The following is a 24,416-nucleotide window of genomic DNA, read 5'->3' on the forward strand; positions in this document are numbered from 1 at the left end:
GGAGCCGGTAGCCGCCGCGAAAACCCTTATTGCACCCACGAAAAAGCCCGCCGAAGCGGGCTCTTTCTTGCTCTGCTCAATCAGTCATCACGACCCATCAGGCCAAACAACTGCAGCAAGCTGACAAACAGGTTGTAGATCGATACATACAGGCTGATGGTCGCCATGATGTAGTTGCGCTCGCCACCCTGAATGATCGCGCTGGTCTGGAACAGGATGCACGCCGACGAGAACAGCACGAACCCCGCGCTGATCGCCAGTTGCAGCCCGCTGATCTGGAAGAACAGCCCCGCCAGCGTCGCACCCAGCAGCACGAAGAAGCCCGCGGTGATGAAGCCACCCAGGAAGCTCATGTCCTTGCGGGTGATCAGCACGTAGGCCGACAGACCGCCGAACACCAGTGCCGTCATGGCAAACGCCGAACTCACCACTTCCGCGCCGCCCTGCATGTGCAGGTAACGGTTCAGGATTGGGCCCAACAGGTAACCCATGAAACCGGTCAAAGCAAAGGTGGACACCAGGCCCCACGCCGAATCACGCAGCTTGGTGGTGAGGAAGAACAGCCCGTAGAAGCCGATCAGCACCACGAAAATGTTCGGGTAGCGCACGTTCATCTGTTGCGCCACATAGGCGGTCACGGCGCTGAAGGCCAGGGTCATGGCCAGCAAACCGTAGGTATTGCGCAGGACCTTGCTGACCTCTAGCTGGTCGGCCTGCTGCCTGCTATTGACTGCGTAATCCTGTTCGCGCATGGCGAGACTCCTTTGGGTTGAAACCGGGTTTGAAACGTTCAGATGCAAAGATCATAACAGACCTGCAGCGCAGGGCCATGAAGAGAGTTTGACAGTGTGTTTCATTCGGGTATTATGCACGCCGCAACACAGCTGGAAGCGTGGCCGAGTGGTTTAAGGCAACGGTCTTGAAAACCGTCGATGGGCAACTATCCTAGAGTTCGAATCTCTACGCTTCCGCCACATACCTCCTACAAGGCCCGTTTTAGGCGGGTCTTGTCGTTTCTGCTTTTTGCTGGTCCCCCACTCCCCGGTTCTGCTTCTGCGCGATGAGCGTACTTTCCAAAACCGCTCTAGATTGGCCGTTTTGGCGCCATTTCCGATTCGTTAATTCGAATCCTTAACGATCCGCCAATTTTCCCTTTTCGATGATGACGGCTACTTTTCACTTTCCTTGTCATCATTGACTGGGTCCATGACGGCGGCAGGCTCCCGGGGGAGAAGAAGCAATGAGCGAGATCCAGCTGTTAACGCAATTAGTCGCACGGCTCGACATAAACCAGATGGCGATTCAAGCTGCCATCAAGGAGGTCGCGCTGTGGATTCGTCAACAAGGCGCACAGGTAGTCGCTGACAACATTTCAGGCACGTTGGAGACTCTGAGCCTGAATGCTGACTTCATCGCACAAGGAGTGGCCGACCTAACCGTCGCGATCGAGGTGAGGGGATGGCAGAAAAAACCTGAGCAAAGCCAGTCGTCACTGAATGGGGGAAGGACACGGCTCGACGCGCGCGGCCTGCCTATAACACATCATTGGTGCTCAACTCTTTAACGGGGGAGTTCAGTTCTCGAACAGCTTGAGGGCATCGGATTCGCTCAGCAGTTCCTTGGCCTCCGCGAGGCGGAGTAGCATATTCCGGTTCATATCAAACCAGGTCGCAGAGGGAGCCGCTGATGGGAGCGTACAGTGAGAGCTTGACCGAAAGGTGCAATCACACGCGGATCAAGGCAGGCTTCTGCCTGATCTGTGGGGGCTACGGCAAATTAAGTTCTGACCATGTTCCACCTCGATGCTGTGTCACGATCACCAGAACAGAGCAACGCCACATTACTGAATCCTTAGATCTCGGTGATCGCAGCATCAAAGGCGTGTCGTCCACGAATGGCAGCCGGTTCAAGACCATTTGCCAGTGCTGCAACAACCTGCTGGGACGAACGGACGGTGAGGTCGGTCAGGCGTATCGTAATTTGAAGCATCAGGTGGTCCGTTATTTCCAGTCTGGTGATCAGATTCTTCCTATGGCCAGCGCCGCTATCGACTCCATCAGCTATGCCAGGTCAATGCTTGGACACCTCTTGGCCGCGACGATCGTCAAAGAATGTGAGACAGAGCCGACCCCGACCGCATACTTTGACCCCCTCAAGCGCTTCGTGTTGGGCGATGACCATGCGCTCGATCAAAGTCATGACATCCATTATTGGTTCTATCCAAGCAATGTTCACATAAGCGCCAAGCTTGTCGCTTTCAGCAATGAGGGGCATCAATCTTGCCTCAGCTTACTGAGCTTTTTTCCGGTGGCGTTCATGGTCACGGCGAAGGGCGAGGGCACCTGGCCGGTACAGGCTCGCCAGCTGTCTTTTAGTGATGATCGATTGATTCTGGATTTATCTGTTCACGATATTCGCTATGTCACGTTCTCTTTCGTCGAATTGAAGGGAAACCAGTTTTTTGCTCTTGCCGGGCAGCAAGCAATCATCAGTTATCCGGTGGGGCAATGATGTTTCGGGCGGTGGACGCCTAGCGTTAAGAGTGGGGCACACTAGACGATGCCCGTGCAGGCCTGGCTGTGGGTGGAAAAGCTCACCCACACGCGTCTACCACGGCCGATGCACCGCTTTCAGTGACCTCAACCGGTTTGCCGTGAGACTCCCGTTCGAAAGCAGGCGGAGTTAAGTGAAGTTGTGCCTGCAGTTCCCCTGCGCTGCGCACCCAAAACATGAAGCGAACCAGAAGTCCCAGCATCAGGAGCCCTAATAACTCCAGAGCGACGGCCATTTTCAGTTGTGATGAAATAGCGTCGGAGACGAAATCGTTTCCGAATCCCACCACTAACTGACAAATGACATCGCTTTCCCAGATGTCCAAATTAGGCTGCGGATGATTGGTGTATCGACAATCGCCTTGCTGCATTCTCCAGGCGTCGCCACGGAAAGGCTCTGGAAATTCAAAACGAACGCTGTAGGCTTCGTTTTTCCCTGCCCAAAACCAGGTGCCGGTCGCATTGATCTTGAGCAAGGCGTAGTCGCTATTTGCCACGAATAGGCCGCTGGTCATGAAGCATCCGGCGAACGCTACGTAGGTTAATTGGGTAAGCCTGCGGCGCAGCGAGCCCGGCACGTCGAACGTCAGGTCATTAGCCTTAAACAGTCGCCCCGCACGGCGTAATTCTGGGAACTCCAGCTCATGCTCCCGCATCCACTGATGCAGGTTCCGTTTTGCCTTGACCGACCTCAGTTGGAAACCTGTTTTCAGGTTGAATTTGTTGAGGTCTAGATAGTCATCGGCAACCTTCTGGTCGTCCTCGCAAGTGTACTTACCTTCAAGTCCTAGCCATTTCAAAGCCTGATGGAAAACAAAAAATGGGGAGCGTGTCCGCGACCAGACAATGGCTATCACCGCTATCCCGCACGCGATGGGCCAAAGCTTGTACAAGATATCTAGCCAGTGCATCAACGAGGTAAATGTCTGGTCGTTCAAGGTTACTGAGCTCTGAGGTTGTGGGGTAAAAATCCTACATCCACCGGATGCCACCCGGTGTTTTGGAGGGATAAGCCTGACTCGGTAGAGGCAAGGAGGGCTAGGGTTCAAGGCTGATTTCTATCCGCTTGATCAACTGCCACCATCGCCATGAAATCAGTCTCTCCAACAATTCGAATTTCCTGGCCAGCCTCTATCAAGTCCTCGGCCTTCAAATGCTTGCTGCTTTTCTCCTTCCCTCCAAGCCGGCTAAGGTCTTGATCACCGACGACGAGAATCGTGGTCTTACGGGTGACGGTGCTGGAGCACGTACATCCAAGAGCCATAGCCAATTGTTCGGCTTGAGAACGCCCCATGTGCATTGCTCCGGTGAATACCATGCTCTCGCCAGCAAGTGGGCCTGCAGTGTTGATATCTGAGGTAGGGGGGCGCTGAATTGGCAGTTTGTTCCTGGTCAGCCAGCCAGAGGGAGAAATCCCTGTGGCCTCACACGCGCTTATGAAGACTTGGCCGGCAGCCCTCGCATCTTCTAATGCATTGTGATGTCGTGAAAGAGAAATACCAAGATGCTTACACACGGCCTTCAAGCCCCACCCACTCTCGGCGTATTTGTCGGGCCATGCTCTTCGCACAATTGGGTGAATGTTCAGCCAAGGGTTAGTTATGGGTGTCAGCTTCCGAAGCCCGCAGGCTTGGCTGAATGCTGACCGATCAAAGTGACCATAGCTCGTAATCAAACCATCGGATGCCAATGGCCGAATGATCTCAAGCACAGCCTGAAAGGTCGGCTGTCCTATTACCATGGCTGCAGTGATGCCATGAAGCCGGGTATTGATTGCGTGAAAGTGATCCTCGGGATCGACTAGTGTTTCCCACTCATTCGCGATCTGGCCGTCTACAAACTCAACCACACCAACTTGGCAAATTGATCCGAACCAAGAGTTTGCCGTCTCTACATCAATCGAGATGAAACGATTACCTGACATAAGCCTTCCCTGGATTGCTGAAGGCTAAACGCTACTACGACTCGTGCTTTGTCGCCACTGACGCTTTGACTAGGGGAGCAGTCCCTAGTCCTGTAGGCTGCCGCCAGGCTGCGTCCGGGGCCCACGCCAAATCCCAACTGTACCGCGGCGGGCATGACGCGGCGTGGTGGCCGCTGCTACTGGATTACATTCACCTCAATCCGTAGCCGCTGCCGCAGGCTGCGCTGGCCATCAGCGGCGCAGCTTGGTCCAGGTGTATTTTCTTGGGGTTACGCAAACCTCTCGTGCGCACGTTGCCACAAACTGAGCGCATCATTGAGCAAACCTACCGCAATAACCTCCCGGGTTTCCGGGTCGCGAAGCAGCGCGAGATCCTCATTCGATGGGGTGTGCAGATTCACATTGAGCGCTGGATACTTCCAGAAAAGTGCATCCGAACCGCGAGCAGCGGGCGCAATCTCCCGGCTCAGCTCCAGCAAACGTTGACGGTCTTCCGGAAACTCTCCTCCGTCACAGTAGTAGCCGCAGTAAAGGCGATGGTTAAGCTCGATATATACGCCCCCCTTCATGAAGGTGAAGGGGAAATAGGCGCCAATGTACTTACTGTTTTTGGCCCGCTTGTAATAGGCGCAAACTGCCTCCTTGGTAACGGTAATTTCTGGATTGCCCATCTGTGAGTACTTGCTCGCCTGCTGCGCCGCCATGCGTTCCCAGATATCCAACTGCAAGTCAGCGAGCACCGCCCTGAACGCATGATTGAGGTCCGCGATCAGGAAGAGGTTGTCACCCTGCAAAATTTGTTCTTGCAGCTTGTTCATGTATGTCTCGTCCTGGTCGCTCGATGTCAGTTTCTGAAGCAGCTCGATGTACTGAAACAGGCTTTCCCGAACTCCCGGCTCGCGGGCAACCAGTGGAATACAGTCCTTGAGCCAAGCGATGATCTCGGCTTCGTAGCTCACGAGAATGACAGGCAAGCCCTTGCTGCTTTGCTCATCAGGCTCGGAACCGTCGAGTGTGAGGTATGTGGTCCAGACCTCGCTGCTGCCTTCAGCCTGCATGCGTTGGTGGTAGCGCCAGAGTTGTTCCTCCTGGTCGCCTGCGTAGATCTTGTTCTCGATGATGACGGCTTGCCCGGCACGGTTGCGGACGAGGATATCGATGTTCTGATATTCGACGTCGACCCTCGCATGCGCCATATCGAAGTTTTGGATGCCCAGGCGCTCCAATAACAGACCAAGCAGGGCTGAACCTTGATTGTGGGTAGCCTTGGGGTCGAGCAGGAAGGCGAGGAACCGCGAGTGGAGGCGGATTTCGTCGCTGGAGCTGCGTAGCACCGAGAAGAGGTTGAAGCCGGGTGGGCGCTGATACTTGGCGCGGAGGAGGGCTATGGTTTGGAGAAAGTCGTCCATGAAGGGGCGTTCCTGGTGCGGGCGGGGACAGGGTTCAGTATCGGCTACATCAGAGTTTGCGATAATGGCCATCTGATGGTGATGGGCCCCAGGGTAGCCCATGATAAGGTTAGCCGATAACGGAATTGATAAAAACGTGAATGATCACTGACCATCTGACGCCGCTGCGCTGCGCAATTCATGATCGAAAGATGACCCCGCCTTCCAGCCCGTGGATCGAGGCCGCACGATATTGCGTAGCCGGGTTGTTTGACATCGGCTTTCATCGCGACTCAGAGCTGCTTTTGGTGGTGTCGAGTTCAGGGCGTGGCGTATTCGATTGTCTTACGGGAGCGAAGATCGCGCGGGATTATGCCGACGATGTACTAACCGATGCCTAGCTGGAGTGCGAAGGAATAGGCCCGCTGGCCGGCATGAATATAAGGATGTAAGGGATCAGCGGGGAGGGCTGCCCGTGGCGTCACCGGATGGGTGGTGTGTTGAGACCGTAACGTTGAGTTGGCCGGAACATCACCTGTTGCTGGTGGAACCTGGATCGTGGCTTTATCGCGGACGTTATAACAGCCATGCGCTTTCCATAAATTGGCGGTCGAGCGTGAGTTGAGGGCGTTTGGGTTTTCCTGGTCGGGGAACAGCTTGGTGATTGCTACGTCCGGGGAGTTGGTGGTTTATCGCCGGTAGGGCTTGGCCTGCCCCAACCATGCCGGGTGATCTGCTAGAGAACACGCGTCTGACGACCAAAGGCTGATTACCACCCCACCCAAGAAGCGCTATCATCGCGCCACTAGCCTGAGCGGGGCCTACCAAGATCGGGCGCTCGTCCGCACTCCCTTGGGCACCATGACAAGGATGGTTGCACATGGACGACTCCGTTCAGCCTGTTCCGGCACCTGAAGCCCCGCTGCCCAAAGAACTCAAAATCCTCGCCACGCTGGTTTCCAAACTTAACCTGGCAGATTTCCAAAACGCTATCCCGGTCATTCGCGAACTGCGGATTCTAAACGAAACGGATAAGCGTTACCTGAATGCAACGCTTACCCTGACTTCGTCGCCAGCGGTGTTCAAACCCAAGATCTGGCGCATTGATGAGATCAGTGCAGGAGCATTCCAGATCATTCCCGGCCTAGACCTGGTGCTCGACGGCGCATTGCTCGGGCGTCTGACAGAAGCAGAAGGCTCAACCTTCACTTTCTTGCTTGAAGCCGACGACCGTGAAGCCGGCGCTGGCCGCACAGAGGTGCTGCGCACTGAGCATGTGGTTGAACTGTTACCTCGCAACCAGTGGGGTGGTCTGGCACACATACCGGACATGACCGCCGCCTTTGTGCAGCCGAACGACAGCGCCGTTGAGCGCTTGCTCAAGCAGGCGGCGGATGTGTTGCGCAAAAGCGACAGGCCTTCGGCTTTGGATGGCTATGAAGGTGGCGCCAAGCGGGCGTGGGAGTTGGCTTCGGCGATCTGGGCTGCCGTGGCGCGCATGAAGCTGGACTACGCGCTACCGCCCGCCAGTTTCGAGCAGTTTGGTCAAAAGGTCCGCAGCCCTAGCCAAGTAACCGATAGCGGCTTGGCTACGTGCCTGGACCTGGCGCTGTTTTTCTGTGCAGCACTGGAGCAGGCAGGTCTGAACCCGGTGATGGTCTTTACGCATGGCCATGCTTTCGCCGGCCTGTGGCTCAAGCCCGAGGAGTTCACCACGGCGCTCGTCGACGACGTTACCACTATCCGCAAGCGGGTAAAGCTAAAAGAGCTGGTGTTGTTCGAGACGACCCTTATTACCCAGCACCCCATTTGTTCATTCTCTTATGCGGCGGAGCGGGGAACCCTTCAGGTTGCCGAAGACGCGGAAGTGCCATTCCAAATGCTGTTGGATATTCGGCGAGCACGGCTACAGCGCATCAAACCGCTTGCTAGCGCGGAAGCGCAAGGTGCGCGTCCCGTTGACACTGATGAGACCGGAATATCGAATCTTGGCGTTGAAAGTAATGCGGATTTGCCAGTCGATAACGCTCAGGTAGCAGACGTCGATGTTTCCAAACTGGACCCGGCAGACCGCCTGGGCCGCTGGCAGCGTAAGCTTCTGGACCTTTCCCTCAAGAATAACCTGCTCAACTTCAAGACCGGCAAGCGCGCCCTCAAGCTCGAAGCGCCAGACCCGGGTGCGCTCGAGGATCTCCTGGCCAGTGGCCAATCACTTCGCCTGCTGACCCGCCCAGACTTGATGGACGGCGCGGACCCTCGCGAGCGTGCGCTCTACGAACAGCGTGAGCGGGAAGATGTGCGGCGTCGCCATGCGGAGGATGCGCTGAAGCGGCGAGAAGTCTTCGTCGCGCTATCCAGTGCGGAGATGGACTCACGGCTCACCGAACTCTACCGCGGTGCCCGAACCGCGTTGCAAGAGGGTGGGGCTAACACGCTATTCCTGGCACTCGGCTTCCTCAGCTGGACACGCGAGGATCGCGCCGACCAACGCTACCGCGCTCCTCTGGTGTTGATCCCCGTTACGCTTGAACGCAGGAGTGCCCGGTCTGGGTTCTCCATCGTGTTGCACGATGATGAGCCACGCTTCAACCCTACGCTTATCGAGATGCTGCGCCAGGACTTCGAGCTTGGGCTCGGTTCGCTCGAGCACGAACTGCCCCACGACGACTCAGGCCTGGACATCGCTGGAATCTGGCGGCATGTCGGTCATGCGATCAAGGACGTACCAGGTTGGGAGCTGAATGAAGACGTAGTGCTGTCGATGTTCTCGTTCGCCAAATACCTGATGTGGAAGGACCTGGCGGAGAACGAGGGTCACCTGCGGCAAAGTCCGGTGGTTCAGCACCTGCTGGACACGCCGCGAGACTCGTTCGCTTCTGACCTGACGTTCCCTGAGGCCCGGGCACTGGACCGTGACTTCGGTCCAGCCGACGTGTTCTGCCCACTGCCATCCGACTCCTCGCAGCTTTCCGCGGTGATGGCCGCCTCCAAGGGCAAGGATTTCGTGCTGATCGGCCCGCCAGGCACGGGTAAAAGCCAGACCATCGCCAACATGATCGCGCAGTCCATCGCCCAGAACCGCCGCGTGCTGTTTGTTTCTGAAAAGATCGCGGCGCTGGATGTGGTGTACCGCCGGCTTCGGGAAATCGGCCTTGGGGAGTTCTGTTTGGAGGTCCACTCCAGCAAGGCACGGAAAACCGATGTGCTGGCTCAGCTGCAATCCGCGTGGGAAGCCAAGGGGCAGGTCGATACCGCCGCGTGGGAAGCCGAAGCGCTACGTTTGAGTGCGCTGCGAGACAGCTTGAACCTGTATGTGGAGCGCCTGCACCGCCGCCACCGTAACGGTTACTCCATCTATGAAGCCATTGGTGTCGTCACTGGCGGCGTAGACGTGCCGCATGTTTCGTTGGCGTGGCCGACCCCGGAGTTCCACGACCACAAGGCGTTGCTTGATCTGCGTGAAGTAGGCGACCGGTTGGAGGTCAACGCCCAGGCTGTCGGGTTCGACCAACTTGCAGGCCATGCACTGTCTGTAGTCGGGCAGACAGATTGGTCACCCCACTGGCAACAGCAATTTGTACAAGCTGCGCGCGACGCTATTCCGGCCGTCGAGGCCGTGCAGCGCGCCGCAGATAAGTTTATCGGGTTGACCGGGTTACCTTCAGCAAGTCTCACACCCACCGGCCTGCAAGGCTTGTCAGCCTTGTCCGAGGTTCTGCCAGAAGCCGCAGGCCACGACTGGCGCTTCGCCCTGAGGCCCGATGCCCGTACCTTGGCCCAGCGGTTGGGGGAGGGCTGCGAACACATCGAACAACATCGTCAACTGAGCGCGGGCCTTTCGGCACCCTGGCCGTCAGCGGTCGTCACCCAAGCGAAGCACGCCTTGGACCTACTCCAGCAGCGCCGTGAGACTTTGGAGCAGGTGGGCCCGGTCTGGTCCGAATCAACCCAGACGGTACTGACCCAGGCGATTGGCTTGTTGGCGCAGATAGCGGCGCTCAGGCAGCAGTTGTCGGTGAATTATGCCGATTCCGTCGAAGCGTTGAATATCGATCAGCTACAGCAGCAATGGAATGCGGCCAAAGCCACCTTTTGGCCCAAGTCCTGGTTTGCCAAGCGGCAAATCATGGCCGTGCTGGCGGCTACGCAAGCAGCGCCGGGTGAACTGGATGCGGGCAAGGACCTGGATATCTGGAGCCAGATTCGCGTCGTACGCAAGGCCATCAACGCGCTCGAACCTACCGGCGAAGCGGCTGCGGTTTGGAAGGGCGCCGAGTCGGATGCATTGCATTTGGAAGTCAGCCTTCGATTGCAGCAGGCGATCAGCGCGCAGAAGGGCAACAACACTTGGACGGATGAAGGATTGGAAGCGGTAGACCAAGGCCATCTGGGCGAAGCGCTAAAAGCAGAGCTCAGCCGACTACGAAAAATAGTGCGGCTCGATGGTGAAATGGTCGAACTGGGTTCCCTCGACGAGCAAGTACACGGCTTGTGGAAAGGGCTGGATACTTACGTCGATGGGCTCTGTGCGGCGCTTAAATTCCAGGCCGACAAGCGTGAAATCGTCGAGCGCGGCAAGCTGTCAGACGAGCACTCACTGGTTGAGGCCGGTACTTGCGGTGCCCTGCTGAAGGCTGACTTCGAGCTGCTTCGCCAGCGGTCAGGGGTCGAACGACAGCTGGCTGATCTGGTGGATTTAAAAGAGTCGATTCCGTTGTGGCGCGACCTTAAAACCAAGCTTGAGCACGCCCGTCAAGCCATTGTATTTCAGTCACGGCTTGCCGCTGCCCTCGCCAAGCTGGCGCTGAACCCAGAGCAGATATCAGCCTACAAAGCGCCATTGAGCACGTTGCTCGGCGATGGCAATGCACTTCTTGAACCTGAGGGCTCCATTGTCCTGGCCGGGGTAGCCTTGCGCGATAGGCTCGCGCAATTGGCGGAGCGCACCGACCAGTTCGTCACGGTAGGGCATTTCACCGGGCCGGGAGCGGCGGCCGTCGTCGAGCAGACCCTGGACTCGTTCAAACAAAGTTGCCATACCGTCATCCTGTCCGAGCCGCGTCTGAAATCCTGGTGCGCCTGGCGCAAGGTTCGGGATGAAGCCTATATGCTGGGCTTGGGCACCTTGGTGGAATCCATGGAAGTCGGCAGCACCGGCGTCGCCAGTGTCCGCCGCCACCTCGAAGTGAACTACGCCCGTTGGTGGTTGAACGCGACGGTCGACAACGAAGCCGTGATTCGTACCTTCGTCAGCGTTGAACACGAACAGCGCATTCGCGATTTTCGCGTGTTGGATGACCGCTTTACCGCGTTGACTCGTGATTGGCTACGGGCACGGCTGTGCGCGGACCTGCCCAGCCAGGACAGCGTCAGCCGATCTTCGGAATGGGGGCTGCTGCGCCACGAGATGGGCAAGAAAACCCGGCACATCCCTCTGCGTGAGCTGATGAGTCGGGCTCCCGAGGCGTTGACCAAGCTGACGCCTTGCCTGTTGATGAGCCCGCTATCGATTGCCCAATACCTGCCGCCTGGTACTGCACCCTTCGATCTGGTGATTTTCGATGAGGCCTCACAGATCCCCGTGTGGGACGCTATCGGCGCCATGGCGCGCGGGCGCCAGGTGGTGATGGTCGGAGACCCGAAGCAGCTGCCGCCGACCTCGTTCTTTGATCGCGCTGAATCCACGGCTGAAGATGAAGATGTTGAAGCTGATCTGGAAAGTATTCTCGATGAATGCATCAGCGCCAACCTGCCCACTCGCAACCTCAACTGGCACTATCGCAGCCGCCACGAGAGCCTGATCGCGTTCTCCAACCAGCGTTACTACAACTCGAAACTGGTCACGTTCCCATCCCCCCATACGGCTGACAAAGCGGTCAAGCTGTGTCCGGTGGCGGGCGTGTACGAGAAAGGCGGGTCTCGCACCAACCCCGTTGAAGCATGGGCGCTAGTTGCGCATCTGGTCGCCAGGTTGAAATCTCCCGAATTCCGGGCGTCTGGCCAAACCGTGGGCGTAGTGACCTTCAACGGCGAGCAGCAGAAACTCATCCACGACCTGCTGGATGATGCCTGCCGCAAAGACCCTTCGCTGGAGCCGTATTTTGCCGAGTCCGAACTTGAGCCGGTGTTCGTCAAGAACCTGGAAAGCGTGCAGGGTGATGAGCGTGACATCATCTACTTCTCGATCACCTACGCCAAGGATGCAGCGGGCGTCATGTCGATGAACTTCGGCCCCCTGAACCGCCAAGGTGGCGAGCGCCGGCTTAACGTGGCCGTTACCCGGGCTCGGCATGAACTGTTGGTGTTCTCCAGCTTGCGTCCCGAATATATCGACCTGGCTCGCACACAAGCCGTCGGCGTCAAAGACCTCAAGCACTTCCTGGAATTCGCCGAGCGTGGCGCAGCCGCGTTGGTCGAGGCCAACTCTGGCAGCGTGGGCGGCTTCGACAGCCCGTTCGAAGAAGCAGTTGCCGCGGTGCTGGTGAAAAAAGGCTGGCAGGTTCACACCCAGATAGGGGTGTCGTCCTTCCGCATCGACCTGGGGATAGTCGACCCCGACGCGCCTGGCCGCTATCTGGCAGGCGTGGAATGCGATGGCGCCACTTACCACCGCAGTGCCACGGCTCGTGACCGCGACAAACTGCGTGAACACGTGCTGCGCGGCCTGGGCTGGGATATCGTGCGCATCTGGTCGACGGACTGGTGGGTGGACGCGGCCGGTACAGCGGAAAAAGTGCATCAGAGCCTTTCGGCGCTGCTGGCGAACGCTCGCGCTAAACAGGCACAGATAGATGCCACTCAAGAAGCCGCCCGGCAGCAGGTGGACGCTGCGGTGGCCGAGGCTATCGCCATTGCCGATGAGGTGGGGCAAGTACTGGCGCCAGACGTGCAGGCGCCGGGTGCCAATGATCCGGACGGCGCATTGCCACAGCTGCTTTATGCAGGCGCCGCGGCGCCTGCACCTGCATCTGCGGCGGCTCTCGCGCCAGCGTTGCACGCGCTCACGGTTGCCCGGCCGGTTTACCGCGAAGTAGACCCGGCTCAGGCAGTGGACAGCGTGGACCCGGATCGGTTCTTCGATGCGGGATACACCCCGGTTCTTGAGCAGATGATCACCTATGTAATCGATCAAGAAGGCCCCGTGCTCGACACGGTGCTGGCGCGCCGCATCGCACGGGCCCATGGCTGGGTGCGTACAGGGTCGCGGATTCGGGATCGTGTCGACCAATTGGCGAAAGGACGTTTCCGCTCTCATGAGGAAGAACAGGTCGGCGTGTTTTATTGGCCGGCAGCGCTGGAGCACGATGGCTTGGCTGTTTTCCGGGGGGCGGATGAAGAAGATGCGATTCGGAGTTTGATGGAAATTTGCTTGCCTGAGCTCGGAGCGCTGGTAGAGGAAATGGTGGCGCGTGGGTTATCGGGGGAGGCGTTGGTATATGCGGTGTCGCGCGAGGCGGGGGTGCAGAAGCTGACGCATGCGGGGCGGGCGCGGATTGAGCGGGCGGTTCGGCGGCTAGGGGACTAGGCTCTGTACGAAATCCCGAGAAACCCAATCAGTGTCCCTTGCAACCGGAAATTTTGTAGAGTTTCCGGCCATCTACGGAAAGGAATCCTGTGATGGCAAAGCGTTACGAACTCTCGGATGAGGCTTGGACTGTGGTTGCCGATCTCTTCACCGAAACCCATGGCCGGGGGCGGCCCCGCCTGAACGACCGCCTGATGCTCGATGGCGTTGCCTGGGTGCTCTGCTCGGGTGCTGCATGGCGAGATATGCCGGAACACTTCGGCCCGTGGTCAACGGTGTATCAACGGTTTCGGGGCTGGCGAAACCAGGGCATATTCGATCAGATGCTCAAACGCTCGCACCTGAGATTGAATGAGCAAGGCTTGATTGATGTGCAAACCTGGATGATCGACTCAACCGCAGTACGTTCAACCCGAGCCTATTCTGGCGCCGGGAAAAAAGGGGGGCTGACGAGCCTGCCGATCACGCTTTAGGCCGCAGTCGCGGTGGCCTGGCAACCAAAATCCACATGCTGCCGACACATCGTGCGACTGATATAAGGCTGCTTCTGCCACGCTGGTGGGCGCCGGGTTGAGCGTCCTAACCAAGCGGACGTTTTGCCTTTGTGATGGATAACCGAAAGGAAGGAATATGACGCTGCATCAGGACTTTAAAATTTTGCTATTTTCTTATGGCACCTTGCAGGACAAGGCCGTTCAGGTCGCCAACTTTGGCCGAGAGCTAACCGGGCAGCCGGATCACATGGCCGGTTACAAAGAGTCCTACGTTGAAATTACTGACCCGGAGGTGATTGCCACCAGCGGGAAAACGCACCATCCAATAGTCATCCCTAGTGCAAACCCTGAAGAGACTGTTCCAGGCATGGTCTTCCAGATAACCCCAGAAGAGCTACGTGCAGCGGACGCCTACGAGGTTTCCGACTACAAGCGTGTTGCAGTGGGGCTCGTCTCCGGGTTGACGGCATGGGTGTATGTAAAGGCCTAACAACCTCAAGAAATTCATTGGCGCATAGTGAGCCCAGCATTCCGGGTAAAGTCGACCTTCTGAGTGGTCGGCACTGGCCACCTGAATGCTGGGATTTGCCATGTGTGTTCTCGGAACACTTACCTAATATCTACCCATCCAAGGAGCGATGTATGCGTATGCGTCCAGCGATAATGGGTGACTGTGTGGGCATGAGTAGAATCGCGAGGGCTACCTTTTCATTGGCGTGCCCAGCTGACACTCCAGCAGAAGAACTGGAGCGCTACATCAGCGAAAATCTGACCGCGCGTTGTTTTCAGATCGCACTGGATTCGTCAAGCCAAGAGGTGCGAGTGTTGGAGAAAGCTGGAGATATTGTGGGCTTCAGTTTGGTTGACTACAAACCAGATCGATTAAACATCCCATTGGCGGATGGCATCCCTGAGTTGAAGCGATGCTATGTCGATTCAAAACACCATGGAACCGGTGCCGCACAACTCCTCTTAGCTGCAACGCTTACTGGTATTTCAGATCGTATCCGGCTTACGGTTAATGATCAGAATACCCGCGCAATATGCTTCTACCAACGTAATGGATATCTGACAGTTGGAGAAACCAGTTTTCAATGCGGCGATCGTGTCCCAGGAAGTGGTGTAACTCATCGCGGTTCTGGCCACAGAGCTTGCCGTTTAGTTGATCACGGCCGACAGCTTGGCCTGTGGATTATCGCTGACTGCCTCAAAGGCCTCCAACTGCATATAACGCCGTTGCAGGCACCACTCGTCGTTCTGCTCCAACAGCATCGCGCCTACCAGCCGTGTGATCGCCGGATCGTTGGGAAAGATACCCACGACATCGGTGCGGCGCTTGATCTCGGCATTGAGCCGCTCCAGTGGATTGGTGCTGTGCAACTGCTGCCGGTGCGCCTTGGGAAACGCCATGTGCGCCAGCACTTCATCCTCGCAGCCGTCCATGAGCGTTGCGATCTTGGGGTACTTTTCGCGCAGTTGATCGGCGACCAGGCGCCACTGCTGATGGCATTCGGTACGGCTGTCTTGGGCGAAAACCGTACGCAGGAGCGCCGCCACCATGGTGCGTTGCCCCTTGCCGACATGGGCCATGGCGTTGCGCATGAAGTGCACGCGGCAACGCTGCCAAGTCGCGTTGAAGACCTTGGAAACAGCGGCCTTGAGCCCTTCGTGGGCGTCAGAGATGACCAGCTTTACGCCACGCAGGCCACGCCGCATAAGGCTTCGCAGGAAGTCTGTCCAGAACGGCTCGGCTTCCGAAGGGCCAACCCGCATGCCCAGGACTTCGCGGCCACCATCGGTGTTCACGGCCACGGCGATTATGACGGCGACCGAGACGATGCGCCCGGCCTCCCGCACCTTGACGTAAGTAGCATCGATCCAGAGATAGGGCCAGTCGCCTTCAAGTGGGCGATCAAGGAAGGCGTGGACCCGCTCATCAATCTCGCCAGCCAGCCGTGACACCTGGCTCTTGGAGATGCCGGTCATGCCCATGGCTTTGACCAGCTCGTCCACTGAACGCGTTGAAACACCCTGGATATAGGCCTCCTGGATCACCGCCGCCATAGCCTTCTCGGCAGTACGGCGTGGCTCTAGAAAGCCGGGGAAATAGCTACCCTGACGCAGTTTCGGGATCTTTAGGTCGACATCGCCAGCGCGGGTTTGCCAGAGGCGATCACGGTAGCCGTTGCGGCTGTTCGTCCGGTCTGGGCTTTTGACATCGAAGCCGGCGCCGCACAGGCCTTCGACGTCGAACTCCATCATGCGCTGGGCAACGAACTGGATCATTTGCTTGAGCAGATCAGCATCTGCCCCTTTCTCAACCAACTCGGTCAATGCGATAGTGGGCTTGGTCATCGTGGTTTCTCTGGTGAAGGTTAAGTCCGCAAACTCAACGTTAGCCAAAAACCACGATGACCAACCTCTTTCGCCCGCAGGGCGCCTTCGATTGGTTTAGTTACACCACTTCCTGGGACACGATCAATGCGGCGATGATGTCCACCGAGACTTGGTGATGGTACGTTAACTGTAGGGTTGCGGTATTCGCGTAAGCGTTCCGGGAAAACAGATTACGAGACTCCTGCGTTCGGGCGATCGGCGCCGATTACCTAGGTCAGGTCGCCGGACGCTCACAATGAAAGGTCAAATCGAATGCAAACGCGCAGTCGACTGGAGTGCAATCTTGCGACAGGTAGGCACCTGTCTAACTAGGCAAGGTGTGTTGAGCGGACGCTTACGTGGCACGGACAGAATCAAGCGGCACTCCAAGCATTTCCCAAAACTGCAGGAGGCATTTCCTTTGATGGGCAAGGTGGGGACATTTCACTCAACACCGGGCGACGGATCAACCGTCGTCCGGCCTGAAGCGTACATCGTGTAAACAACGGCCTTGGCGTAAGCGGCATCGACATTGCCGTGGCGAGTGGGAAACGGGGCTTCTGGCCTGCAACGGCCTGTTTTCAGCTACCGCGTCGCTCGCCTTGCTTGCAAAACCGCTCTAGCACCTGCAGGGCGCTGGTGCCGAAGAGGGCCCCACTCAATATTGATAGCGTAAGGTCACCGCGAAATTTCTCGGCTCGCCATAGAACAAACCGCCAAAGTTGTTCGAGGTCGGTAAGGTCTGGTAATAGGTCCGGTCCAGCGCGTTATTGAGGTTGTACTGCACGTTGAAGTGCTCGTCGATCTGGTAGTTGAGGTGCAGATTGACCAGCGCATAGCCGCCTTGTTCGATGTCGTAAGTACTGGCCTGTGAGTAGGTGCGGCTTTGCGCGAACACCTCGCCACCCGCGCGCCACTGATTGAGGCTGCCCGGCAAGCGATAGTCGGTGGACAGTTTCAGCAGTCGGCGTGGGATACGCGTGTAGTAGTCGGTGCCCTTGTTCTTGCCCGCTACGTACTCCGGGTCGCTGTAGGTGAACCCGGCGCCCAGGTTCCAGCCTTCGGCGGGCTGGCCATTGATCTCGATTTCAAAGCCGTTGTTGCGAACCTTGCCGCCTTCCTCGTAACAACTGCTGGTGCCGGTGACGCCGCAGGTACTGGCGCCAGCGATGGCTTCCGGCATGTGGGTAAGGTTGGTCTGGAACAGCGCCAAGGAGGTGTTGAGGCGGCCGCCGAAGTACTCGCCCTTGATGCCTGCTTCGTAGTTTTCGCCTTCGATGGGCGCCAGCAGCTTGTTGCCCACGCCGAAGTAGCTCTGGGTCTTGTAGATCTCGGTGTAGCTGGCATATAGCGTGTGGTGGGTGTCCAGGTCGAACACCAGCCCGGCATAGGGCACCACGTGACGGTTTTCCTTGTAACTGTCTACGGTGGAGGGGCTGTCGATGGCGTAATCGGACCAGCTCACGCGGCTGCCCAGTATCAGGCTCAGCGAATCGGTGAGGCTCAGCCGGGTTGCGCCGTACACGCCTTTTTCCTTGCGCACGTAGTTGTAGTCGGCGCGGCTGGCCGGGTTGACGATGGGCGTGGCGATGCTGTCCCAGTCAAATGAGGTGATGTCGATGGACGGCGTGTTGGTGGCCTTGTAGATGGCAGCGTCGAAATCATCGCGGCGCAGGTTGGCCCCGAACACCAACTGATGCTCACGCCCCAGCGCGCTGAAGGGGCCGGTAGCGTAGAGGTCGAAGCCGTACTGCCGGTCGTCGTAACCCACCTTGGAAATGGGCAGGGTGTACTGGTTGCCGCTGGTGTTGCTGGTGACCCGCGCCGGGTACGAGGAAAGAAACTGCGCGTCGGAGCTGATGGCGTTCACCGCCAGGGTCAGTTTCCAGTCGTTGTCGAACTGGTGGGTGAGGTCGCTGAAGACGGTGTAATTGGTCTTGTCCAGGTACGCCCACTTGCCGGCCAACGAGGCTGAACGCGACAGCGGGTAGAACGAACCGTCGACACGGGTGTTGAGCCCGCCCCAGTCATAACCGTTGTTGCGGTCCTGCTGCAGGGTGGCACCCACGGTCAGGGTGGTGGCGTCATCAAGGTCGGCTTCGCCCACCAGATACAGCAACTGGTTGTCCTTGCCTGCACCGTCGCGAAAGCTGTTAGCCGTGTTGTAGTAGGCCACGGCGCGCCCGCGCACGCGCCCGTCGTCGGTGAGCGGGCCGGAGACGTCGACCTGACTGCGGTAGTTGTCCCAGGAGCCCGTACCCAGCTCCGCGCTGAGGCGAAAGTCCCGGGTCGGCCGTTTGCGCACCAGGTTGATGGCCGCCGACGGGTTGCCGGTGCCCTGCATCAAGCCGTTGGCCCCGCGCACGATCTCCACCCGGTCGTAGATGGCCATGTTGGCGGTGGACATGACGTCCATCGAGTAGTTTTCCGAGACATTGGTGGGAATGCCGTCGAATTGCAGGTCGTTGATTTCGAAGCCGCGGGCGTAATAGGTAGAGCGCTCGGTACCGATCTTGGTGTAGGTGATACCGGGCGTGGTCCTGGCGACGTCGTCCAGCGATTGCACGTTCTCGTCATCCATCCGCTGACGGGTGATGACTGTCACCGACTGCGGTGTTTCGCGCAGGCTCATGGCCATTTTCGTCGCGGTGGCGGTGGAGCCGGTCGTGTAGGAACCGGTTCCTTCGGTGGTCGCGCCCAGCGCGCTGGCCACCACTGAGGAGGGCGCCAGCTCCAGGCTGCCATCGCGCTGGGGCACGGCCTCCACAGACCAGGTATCGCCGTGCTGCACGCTGCGCAGACCGCTGCCGGCCAACAGTCGCGCGAGCGCATCCACCACGCCGTGGCGCCCCTGCAGGCCGCCGGTGCGCTTGCCTGCGGTAAGGCTGCCGTCAATCGACAGCAGAATGCCCGACGCCTGCGCGAACTGGTTCAGCGCAGGGTCCAGGTCGCCGGCCGCGATGCTGTAGTCACGGTTGGTTTCCTGCTGCGTGGTAGCCGCCTGTAGCGGCGGGCAGGGCAGCCAGGCGCTGGCCAGCAGCGAGCTGAGCAGCAGCGGGCGCAATGTCGAGCGCTGCTGGGGGCGGGGATATGAGATCGGCATGCCGTGGGAGTCCTTCTTGAAATGACGAATGGGGTTCAAGAGGTATCCCGGACGAGTTGGCAAAATCTCTAATCCACTGCGCAAAAAAAATCAGCCAAGCGCTTCAACACTCACCCAGAAGCGCGTCACCCGGCGCACGCGCACTGCCAGCGTCTGCTCCAGCGCCGCAAGAATACGGTCGGTATCGGTCAGCGGAAACACCCCGGTCAAGCGCAGGTTGGCTACTGCCGGGCTCCAGCGCAGGAAGCCGGGCCGGTAGCGCGCCACGTCCTGCAGAAAAACGCCCAATGGAGTCTGGTTGGCAACCAGTTGGCCGCGGCTCCAGGAAATGGCGTTGGCATCGGCAAAGCCCGCAGGCCTGCTGGTACTGGCGTTGAACCACAGCGCCTGGCCGGCACTCACTTGCACTGCTGCCGCGTGTTGCGGCCGCACCTGCAGGGCGCCTTCGTACAGGCACACCAGGCAACCGTCGGCCATCTGGCGCACGCTGAAGCGTGTGCCCAGTGCCTGTACTTCACCTACGGAGGTATCAACGATCAGCGGCGCGTGGGTGTAGGCCGTGTCGTGGCCGCTGGCAAGCAATAGCTCACCGCTGATCAGCCGCACTCGGCGCGCCTGGGCGCTGAACCGCACGTTTACCGCTGTAGAGGTGTTGAGCCACAGTTGGCTGCCATCGGCCAACTGCTGCTGCAGGGTTTCACCGGTGCCGGTCCGCAGGTCCGCCATTGCTTCGCGCCAGGGCAGCTGCCGCTCGGCCAGCCAACCGCTGCCGCCCGCCGCCAACAGCCCGGTCAACAACTTCAGCGCATCACGGCGCCGCAGCTGCGGTTGCTGGCGCAACACCGCCAGCGACTGCGCCTTGGGCAGCCGGGTAAACGCCTGCTGCATCTGCTGCAACCGCGCCCACGCCCGCTGGTGTTCCGGATCGGCGCCATGCCAGGCCGCGAACGCAGCCTGCTGCGGTTCTGCCAGCGGCCCTTGCCAGTGCAGCATCAGCCAATGGCTGGCCTCGGCCACCACTGCGGGGGCCACGGGGGTATCCGCCAGGGGCTTCATTCGCTGTACATCACTTCGTAGCAGGCCTGGATAGCCCGGGTCATGTACTTCTGCACCGACCCCAGGCTCACCCCCAGGCGCGTGGCAATCTCGCTGTAGCCCAACCCCTCGAACTGCGACAGCAACAGCGCCTCGCGCACCTTGGCGGGTAGCGCGTCGAGCATGCGGTCGATACGCAGCAGGGTTTCGACGATGACCGCGCGTTCCTCCAGCGAAATGGACAGCTGTTCATCGGCGCTGGCCAGTGCTTGCAGGTACGCCTGCTCAATGCGCTGGCGCCGCCACAGATCGATGACCAGGTTGCGGGCTATCTGCAAAAGATAGCCACGACCTTGTTCCGGCTGTGGCAGCCGACGGCTCACCAGCAGGCGCAAGAACGTGTCGTGGGCGAGGTCCGCGGCCTGGTGCTGGTCGCCCAAGCGCCGGCGCAACCAGCTCTGCAGCCAGCCATGGTGGTCGGTGTACAGCATGTGGACCAGCACAGGAGGGGTGGGCTCGGGGGGGATAGGGGTCACAAGGCGTTCCATCGCGCACAGGTCATGCTAATGAGAATTACTCTTAAGTGTACCGGCGACGCGTCTCCTTGGGTACTGATCTGGAAGAAAAATATGGCCGAGAGGAAAGCACTGCCTGGGCACCGAACCCCGTCAATCGCTGACCGAGCTGGCCGAGCGGGTTGGGCTGAGCCTGTCGCCATGTCACAGTCGTGGTCGGGCGCAGGAGGATGCCGGTGTGATTCATGGGTACCGGGCTCAAATGTCGGAGCCCGCAGTGGGGCTGAATTCTGGGCCAGGAAGAGGTGCTTCATTCCAAGACAGAACGTATACGTGATGCACTGTGTGCAACAGTCGTAGCGCTGGATAATCCCTTTTATAGCCTTGCCGACGCACTGCGAGCGGGGTTGAAGGCTGTCCCACATGGCTGAGAGGAACTGGCGGGGGCCAGGTCTTCGAGTACCGCATGCCAGGTTTGGCTGGTATGCGCGCACACTGCGCAAATCAGCTATGCACGCTTCGCTATTAATCGCACCGTCATCGTTTCGCATACTCCAGCTTCCAACAAAAACAGCGCAGAGCGCGATGGAGGTCACATGCGGTCCTGGTATAGCAGCATGGCGCCGCAACAGCGCCGTACCTTCTGGGCGTGTTTCACGGGCTGGGCGCTGGATGCGATGGACGTGCAACTGTTCGCGTTCGTGATCCCTACCTTGCTTACGGCATGGGGCATGACCAAGGGACAGGCGGGCATGATCGGTACCTCGGCGTTGATAGCCTCCGCGCTGGGCGGGGTGATCGCCGGCGTGCTGGCCGATCGCATCGGCCGGGTCAAGGTGCTGAAGCTGGCGATCCTGTGGTTTTCGCTGTTCACCGGCCTGTCGGCATTGACCGACTCGTTTCACACCTTATTGCTGACACGCAGCCTGCAAGGCCTGGGGTTTGGCGGAGAGTGGGCAGCAGGGGCGGTGCTGATTGGCGAGGTGGTGGACAAGCGTATTCGTGGGCGCGCCGTGGGCTCGGTGCAGGCCGGCTGGCCGGTGGGCTATGCCATGGCGGCGCTGGCCTACTGGGTGACCTTCAGCCTGCTGCCGGAACACAGCGCCTGGCGCGTGCTGTTTTTGATAGGGGTGTTGCCCGGCCTGCTGGTGCTGTGGATGCGCCGAAATGTGGCAGAGTCCGGCGCATTCCACGCGTCAGCCGCACACCGCGAAAACACGTCGGTCACCTCGACCTTTTTGTTGATTTTCTCCCCGCGGGTGTTGCCCCTGACGGCCATGGCGTCATTGATGGCCGCCGGTGCCCTGGGTGGCAATTACACCATCCTGACCTGGCTGGTGACTTACCTGCGTGAAACCCAGGGGCTGAACGTGAACATGACCACCCTGTACCTGGCGGTGAATATCGTCGGCTCCTTCTGCGGTTACCTGTGCATGGCGCACATGAGCGATTCGCTGGGGCGGCGCAAGACCTTCGCCTTGTCGGCGGCAGGCGCGACCCTGACAGTACTGATCTACACCCAACTGCAGCTGCCCATGTGGAGCCTGTTGCTGCTGGGCTTGCCGTTGGGTTTCTTCCAGTCCGGGATTGTCTCGGGCATGGGGGCCTGTTTTACCGAACTCTTCCCAGCGCAGATCCGTGGCAGCGCGGGGGGCTTTTCCTACAATTTCGGCCGAGGCGTCGGCGCCTTGGTGCCGGCTGGCGTAGGTCTGAGCAGCGGGGCCTTCGGCCTGGCTGCATCCATTGGTGTGTGGGCGGCTTGTGCGTACCTGCTGGTGTTCGTGGTAGCGCTGGTCTTGCCGGAAACCCGTAACAAGGAACTGGAAGTCTATGTCTGATCTCAAGCAAACCCGCAATGGCGGCCAGATCCTGGTCGAAGCCCTGCGTCGCAACGGGGTCGATACCCTGTACTGCGTGCCCGGCGAAAGCTACCTGCCGGTGCTCGACGCGCTGTGTGATGTGCCGTCGATTCGCACCATCGTCACCCGCCACGAAGGGGCGGCGTCGAACATGGCCGACGCTTATGGCAAGCTTACCGGCCGCCCCGGCATCTGCTTCGTGACCCGCGGCCCTGGCGCCACCCACGCCAGCAATGGCGTGCATACGGCGCGCCAGGACTCCACGCCAATGATTTTGTTCGTCGGGCAGATAGAGGGCGGTTTCAAGGGGCGCGAAGCCTTTCAGGAAGTCGACTACGGCCAGATGTTTGGCGGCCTGGCCAAGTGGGTGGCCGAGATCGACCGCATCGAGCGGATTCCCGAGTTTGTCAGCAAGGCATTCAGCATGGCGCAGTCGGGGCGGCCCGGGCCGGTGGTGATCGCCTTGCCCGAAGAAGTGCTGTTCGGCTTGGCGAGCGTGGCCGACGCGCCGCCGGTGCGTGTTGCCCGCGCGGCGCCTGAACCGTCAGCAGTGGCGACGCTGCGCGAACGCCTGGCCACGGCGCAGCGGCCACTGGTAGTCGTTGGTGGCACGGGATGGGATCCGCAGGGCAGCGAAGCACTGCGCCGCTTCGTACACGCCAACCAATTACCGGTCGCGGCCTCTTTTCGGCGCCAGGACCTGTTCGACAACCGTGACCCGCACTACATTGGGCAGTTGGGCCTGGGCACCTCGCCCGCGCTGCTGGCGCGGGTCAAGAACGCCGACCTGCTGCTGGTGATCGGCTCGCGGCTGAGCGAAACCGTGTCCCAGGGCTACAGCCTGATCGATAGCCCAGTGCCCCAGCAGGTGCTGGTTCACGTGCACCCGGATTCGCAGGAGTTGAACCGTGTCTACTGCGCCCAGCTGCCGATTCTGTCTTGCGTGGCGACCTTTGCCAGCGCCGCGGCGGCATTGGCGCCGGTGGAGAGCCATGCCTGGGCCGCCTGGACCCTGGCCGCCCGCGCCGATTACGTTGAACATTCCACGCCGCCTGCCGCCCACCCGCAACTGGCCGGCGTGGACATGGGCGCGGTCATGGGGCATCTGGACGAGGTACTGCCTGACGACGCGATCATCAGCAACGGTGCGGGCAACTACACCGTGTGGGTGCACCGGTTCTACCGCTACCGTCAGCCGGCCACTGAGCTTGCACCCACCAACGGTGCCATGGGCTATGGGCTGCCGGCGGCCATTGCCGCCAAGTTGCATGCCCCCGCGCGTACCGTGGTGTGCTTCGCCGGCGACGGCTGCTTCATGATGTACCCGCAGGAACTGGCTACCGCCCTGCAATTCAACGCTGCGGTGGTGGTGATTGTCGTGAATAACGGCATGCTGGCGACCATTCGCATGCATCAGGAGCGTGAGTACCCCGGCCGGGTGTCGGCTACGGAGCTGGTCAATCCGGACTTCATCAGCCTGGCGCGATCCTTCGGCGCCTACGCCGAGCGGGTCGAGCGCACCGAAGACTTCGCCGGTGCGTTTGCCCGTGCGCGGCAGGCCGGGGTAGCCGCGTTGATCGAACTGCGCGTGGACCCTCGTCAGATCACCCCCCAGGCCCGGCTTCAGTAACGGGGCGCGGCCCTC

At 59.5% G+C, this 24,416-nt stretch carries 15 protein-coding genes, 1 tRNA gene and 3 pseudogenes; 11 read left to right on the forward strand and 8 right to left on the reverse strand.

What is annotated here, in order from left to right; genetic code table 11:
• Positions 1-80: 80 nt before the first annotated feature.
• On the reverse strand, positions 81-752 hold the full coding sequence (locus HWQ56_RS09710; protein WP_158156940.1) for a Bax inhibitor-1/YccA family protein: 672 nt from the start codon (positions 750-752) through the stop codon (positions 81-83).
• A 134-nt stretch (positions 753-886) separates the two neighbouring features.
• Here HWQ56_RS09710 and HWQ56_RS09715 point away from each other — a divergent pair.
• The 3 genes from HWQ56_RS09715 to HWQ56_RS09725 all read left to right on the forward strand — a co-directional run bounded on the left by HWQ56_RS09715 (position 887) and on the right by HWQ56_RS09725 (position 2,511).
• Positions 887-974 (forward strand) — tRNA-Ser (locus tag HWQ56_RS09715).
• Positions 975-1,240: 266 nt separating this feature from the next.
• Positions 1,241-1,564, forward strand: a complete 324-nt coding sequence (locus tag HWQ56_RS09720) for a hypothetical protein (protein WP_176570304.1) — start codon at positions 1,241-1,243, stop codon at positions 1,562-1,564.
• Positions 1,565-1,686: 122 nt separating this feature from the next.
• Positions 1,687-2,511, forward strand: a complete 825-nt coding sequence (locus tag HWQ56_RS09725; RefSeq protein WP_176570305.1) for a metal-binding protein — start codon at positions 1,687-1,689, stop codon at positions 2,509-2,511.
• An 82-nt stretch (positions 2,512-2,593) separates the two neighbouring features.
• On the opposite strand, the gene HWQ56_RS09730 is transcribed toward HWQ56_RS09725, so the two are convergent.
• The 3 genes from HWQ56_RS09730 to HWQ56_RS09740 all read right to left on the reverse strand — a co-directional run bounded on the left by HWQ56_RS09730 (position 2,594) and on the right by HWQ56_RS09740 (position 5,885).
• Positions 2,594-3,490, reverse strand: a complete 897-nt coding sequence (locus HWQ56_RS09730) for a DUF6216 family protein (RefSeq protein ID WP_176570306.1) — start codon at positions 3,488-3,490, stop codon at positions 2,594-2,596.
• A gap of 107 nt (positions 3,491-3,597) precedes the next feature.
• Positions 3,598-4,476: an exonuclease domain-containing protein gene (locus HWQ56_RS09735; RefSeq protein ID WP_176570307.1), complete on the reverse strand. Its 879-nt coding sequence runs from the start codon at positions 4,474-4,476 to the stop codon at positions 3,598-3,600.
• A gap of 269 nt (positions 4,477-4,745) precedes the next feature.
• The gene (locus HWQ56_RS09740; RefSeq protein ID WP_176570308.1) at positions 4,746-5,885 is read right to left on the reverse strand and encodes a PDDEXK-like family protein; all 1,140 of its coding nucleotides are present in this window, start codon (positions 5,883-5,885) and stop codon (positions 4,746-4,748) included.
• A gap of 140 nt (positions 5,886-6,025) precedes the next feature.
• Between HWQ56_RS09740 and HWQ56_RS09745 the strand changes: the two genes are divergently transcribed.
• The 5 genes and pseudogenes from HWQ56_RS09745 to HWQ56_RS09765 form a co-directional block, all read left to right on the forward strand.
• The gene (locus tag HWQ56_RS09745) at positions 6,026-6,265 is read left to right on the forward strand and encodes a hypothetical protein (protein WP_176570309.1); all 240 of its coding nucleotides are present in this window, start codon (positions 6,026-6,028) and stop codon (positions 6,263-6,265) included.
• A gap of 479 nt (positions 6,266-6,744) precedes the next feature.
• Entirely contained in the window at positions 6,745-13,389 is a 6,645-nt protein-coding gene (locus HWQ56_RS09750; protein WP_176570310.1) for a DUF3320 domain-containing protein, read from the forward strand.
• A gap of 92 nt (positions 13,390-13,481) precedes the next feature.
• Positions 13,482-13,939, forward strand: a pseudogene (locus tag HWQ56_RS09755) (IS5 family transposase); the annotation flags it as partial.
• Between the two features lie 80 nt (positions 13,940-14,019).
• Positions 14,020-14,373: a gamma-glutamylcyclotransferase family protein gene (locus HWQ56_RS09760; RefSeq protein WP_176570311.1), complete on the forward strand. Its 354-nt coding sequence runs from the start codon at positions 14,020-14,022 to the stop codon at positions 14,371-14,373.
• A gap of 191 nt (positions 14,374-14,564) precedes the next feature.
• Positions 14,565-14,909 (forward strand): annotated as a pseudogene (locus HWQ56_RS09765) (GNAT family N-acetyltransferase); the annotation flags it as partial.
• Positions 14,910-15,041: 132 nt separating this feature from the next.
• Here the strand turns inward: HWQ56_RS09765 and HWQ56_RS09770 are convergent.
• The 4 genes from HWQ56_RS09770 to HWQ56_RS09785 all read right to left on the reverse strand — a co-directional run bounded on the left by HWQ56_RS09770 (position 15,042) and on the right by HWQ56_RS09785 (position 20,888).
• Positions 15,042-16,238, reverse strand: a complete 1,197-nt coding sequence (locus HWQ56_RS09770) for an IS256 family transposase (RefSeq protein WP_060501916.1) — start codon at positions 16,236-16,238, stop codon at positions 15,042-15,044.
• Between the two features lie 679 nt (positions 16,239-16,917).
• Complete coding sequence (locus tag HWQ56_RS09775) at positions 16,918-19,362, reverse strand: TonB-dependent siderophore receptor (RefSeq protein ID WP_176570312.1); 2,445 nt, start codon at positions 19,360-19,362, stop codon at positions 16,918-16,920.
• Between the two features lie 90 nt (positions 19,363-19,452).
• Positions 19,453-20,418, reverse strand: a complete 966-nt coding sequence (locus HWQ56_RS09780) for a FecR domain-containing protein (RefSeq protein WP_176570313.1) — start codon at positions 20,416-20,418, stop codon at positions 19,453-19,455.
• Positions 20,415-20,888 (reverse strand): sigma-70 family RNA polymerase sigma factor, encoded by a 474-nt coding sequence (locus tag HWQ56_RS09785; RefSeq protein WP_245217872.1) that lies wholly within the window; start codon positions 20,886-20,888, stop codon positions 20,415-20,417. Before HWQ56_RS09785 ends, HWQ56_RS09780 begins: the two co-directional genes overlap by 4 nt.
• A 136-nt stretch (positions 20,889-21,024) precedes the next feature.
• Here HWQ56_RS09785 and HWQ56_RS09790 point away from each other — a divergent pair.
• The 3 genes and pseudogenes from HWQ56_RS09790 to HWQ56_RS09800 form a co-directional block, all read left to right on the forward strand.
• Positions 21,025-21,201, forward strand: a pseudogene (locus HWQ56_RS09790) (Lrp/AsnC family transcriptional regulator); the annotation flags it as partial.
• A gap of 307 nt (positions 21,202-21,508) precedes the next feature.
• The gene (locus HWQ56_RS09795; protein ID WP_176570315.1) at positions 21,509-22,750 is read left to right on the forward strand and encodes an MFS transporter; all 1,242 of its coding nucleotides are present in this window, start codon (positions 21,509-21,511) and stop codon (positions 22,748-22,750) included.
• Complete coding sequence (locus tag HWQ56_RS09800; RefSeq protein ID WP_176570316.1) at positions 22,743-24,401, forward strand: thiamine pyrophosphate-binding protein; 1,659 nt, start codon at positions 22,743-22,745, stop codon at positions 24,399-24,401. The genes HWQ56_RS09795 and HWQ56_RS09800 overlap by 8 nt, the downstream gene beginning before the upstream one ends.
• The last annotated feature ends 15 nt before the right edge of the window (positions 24,402-24,416 follow it).

It is taken from the genome of Pseudomonas eucalypticola (assembly GCF_013374995.1).
Taxonomy (GTDB): domain Bacteria; phylum Pseudomonadota; class Gammaproteobacteria; order Pseudomonadales; family Pseudomonadaceae; genus Aquipseudomonas; species Aquipseudomonas eucalypticola.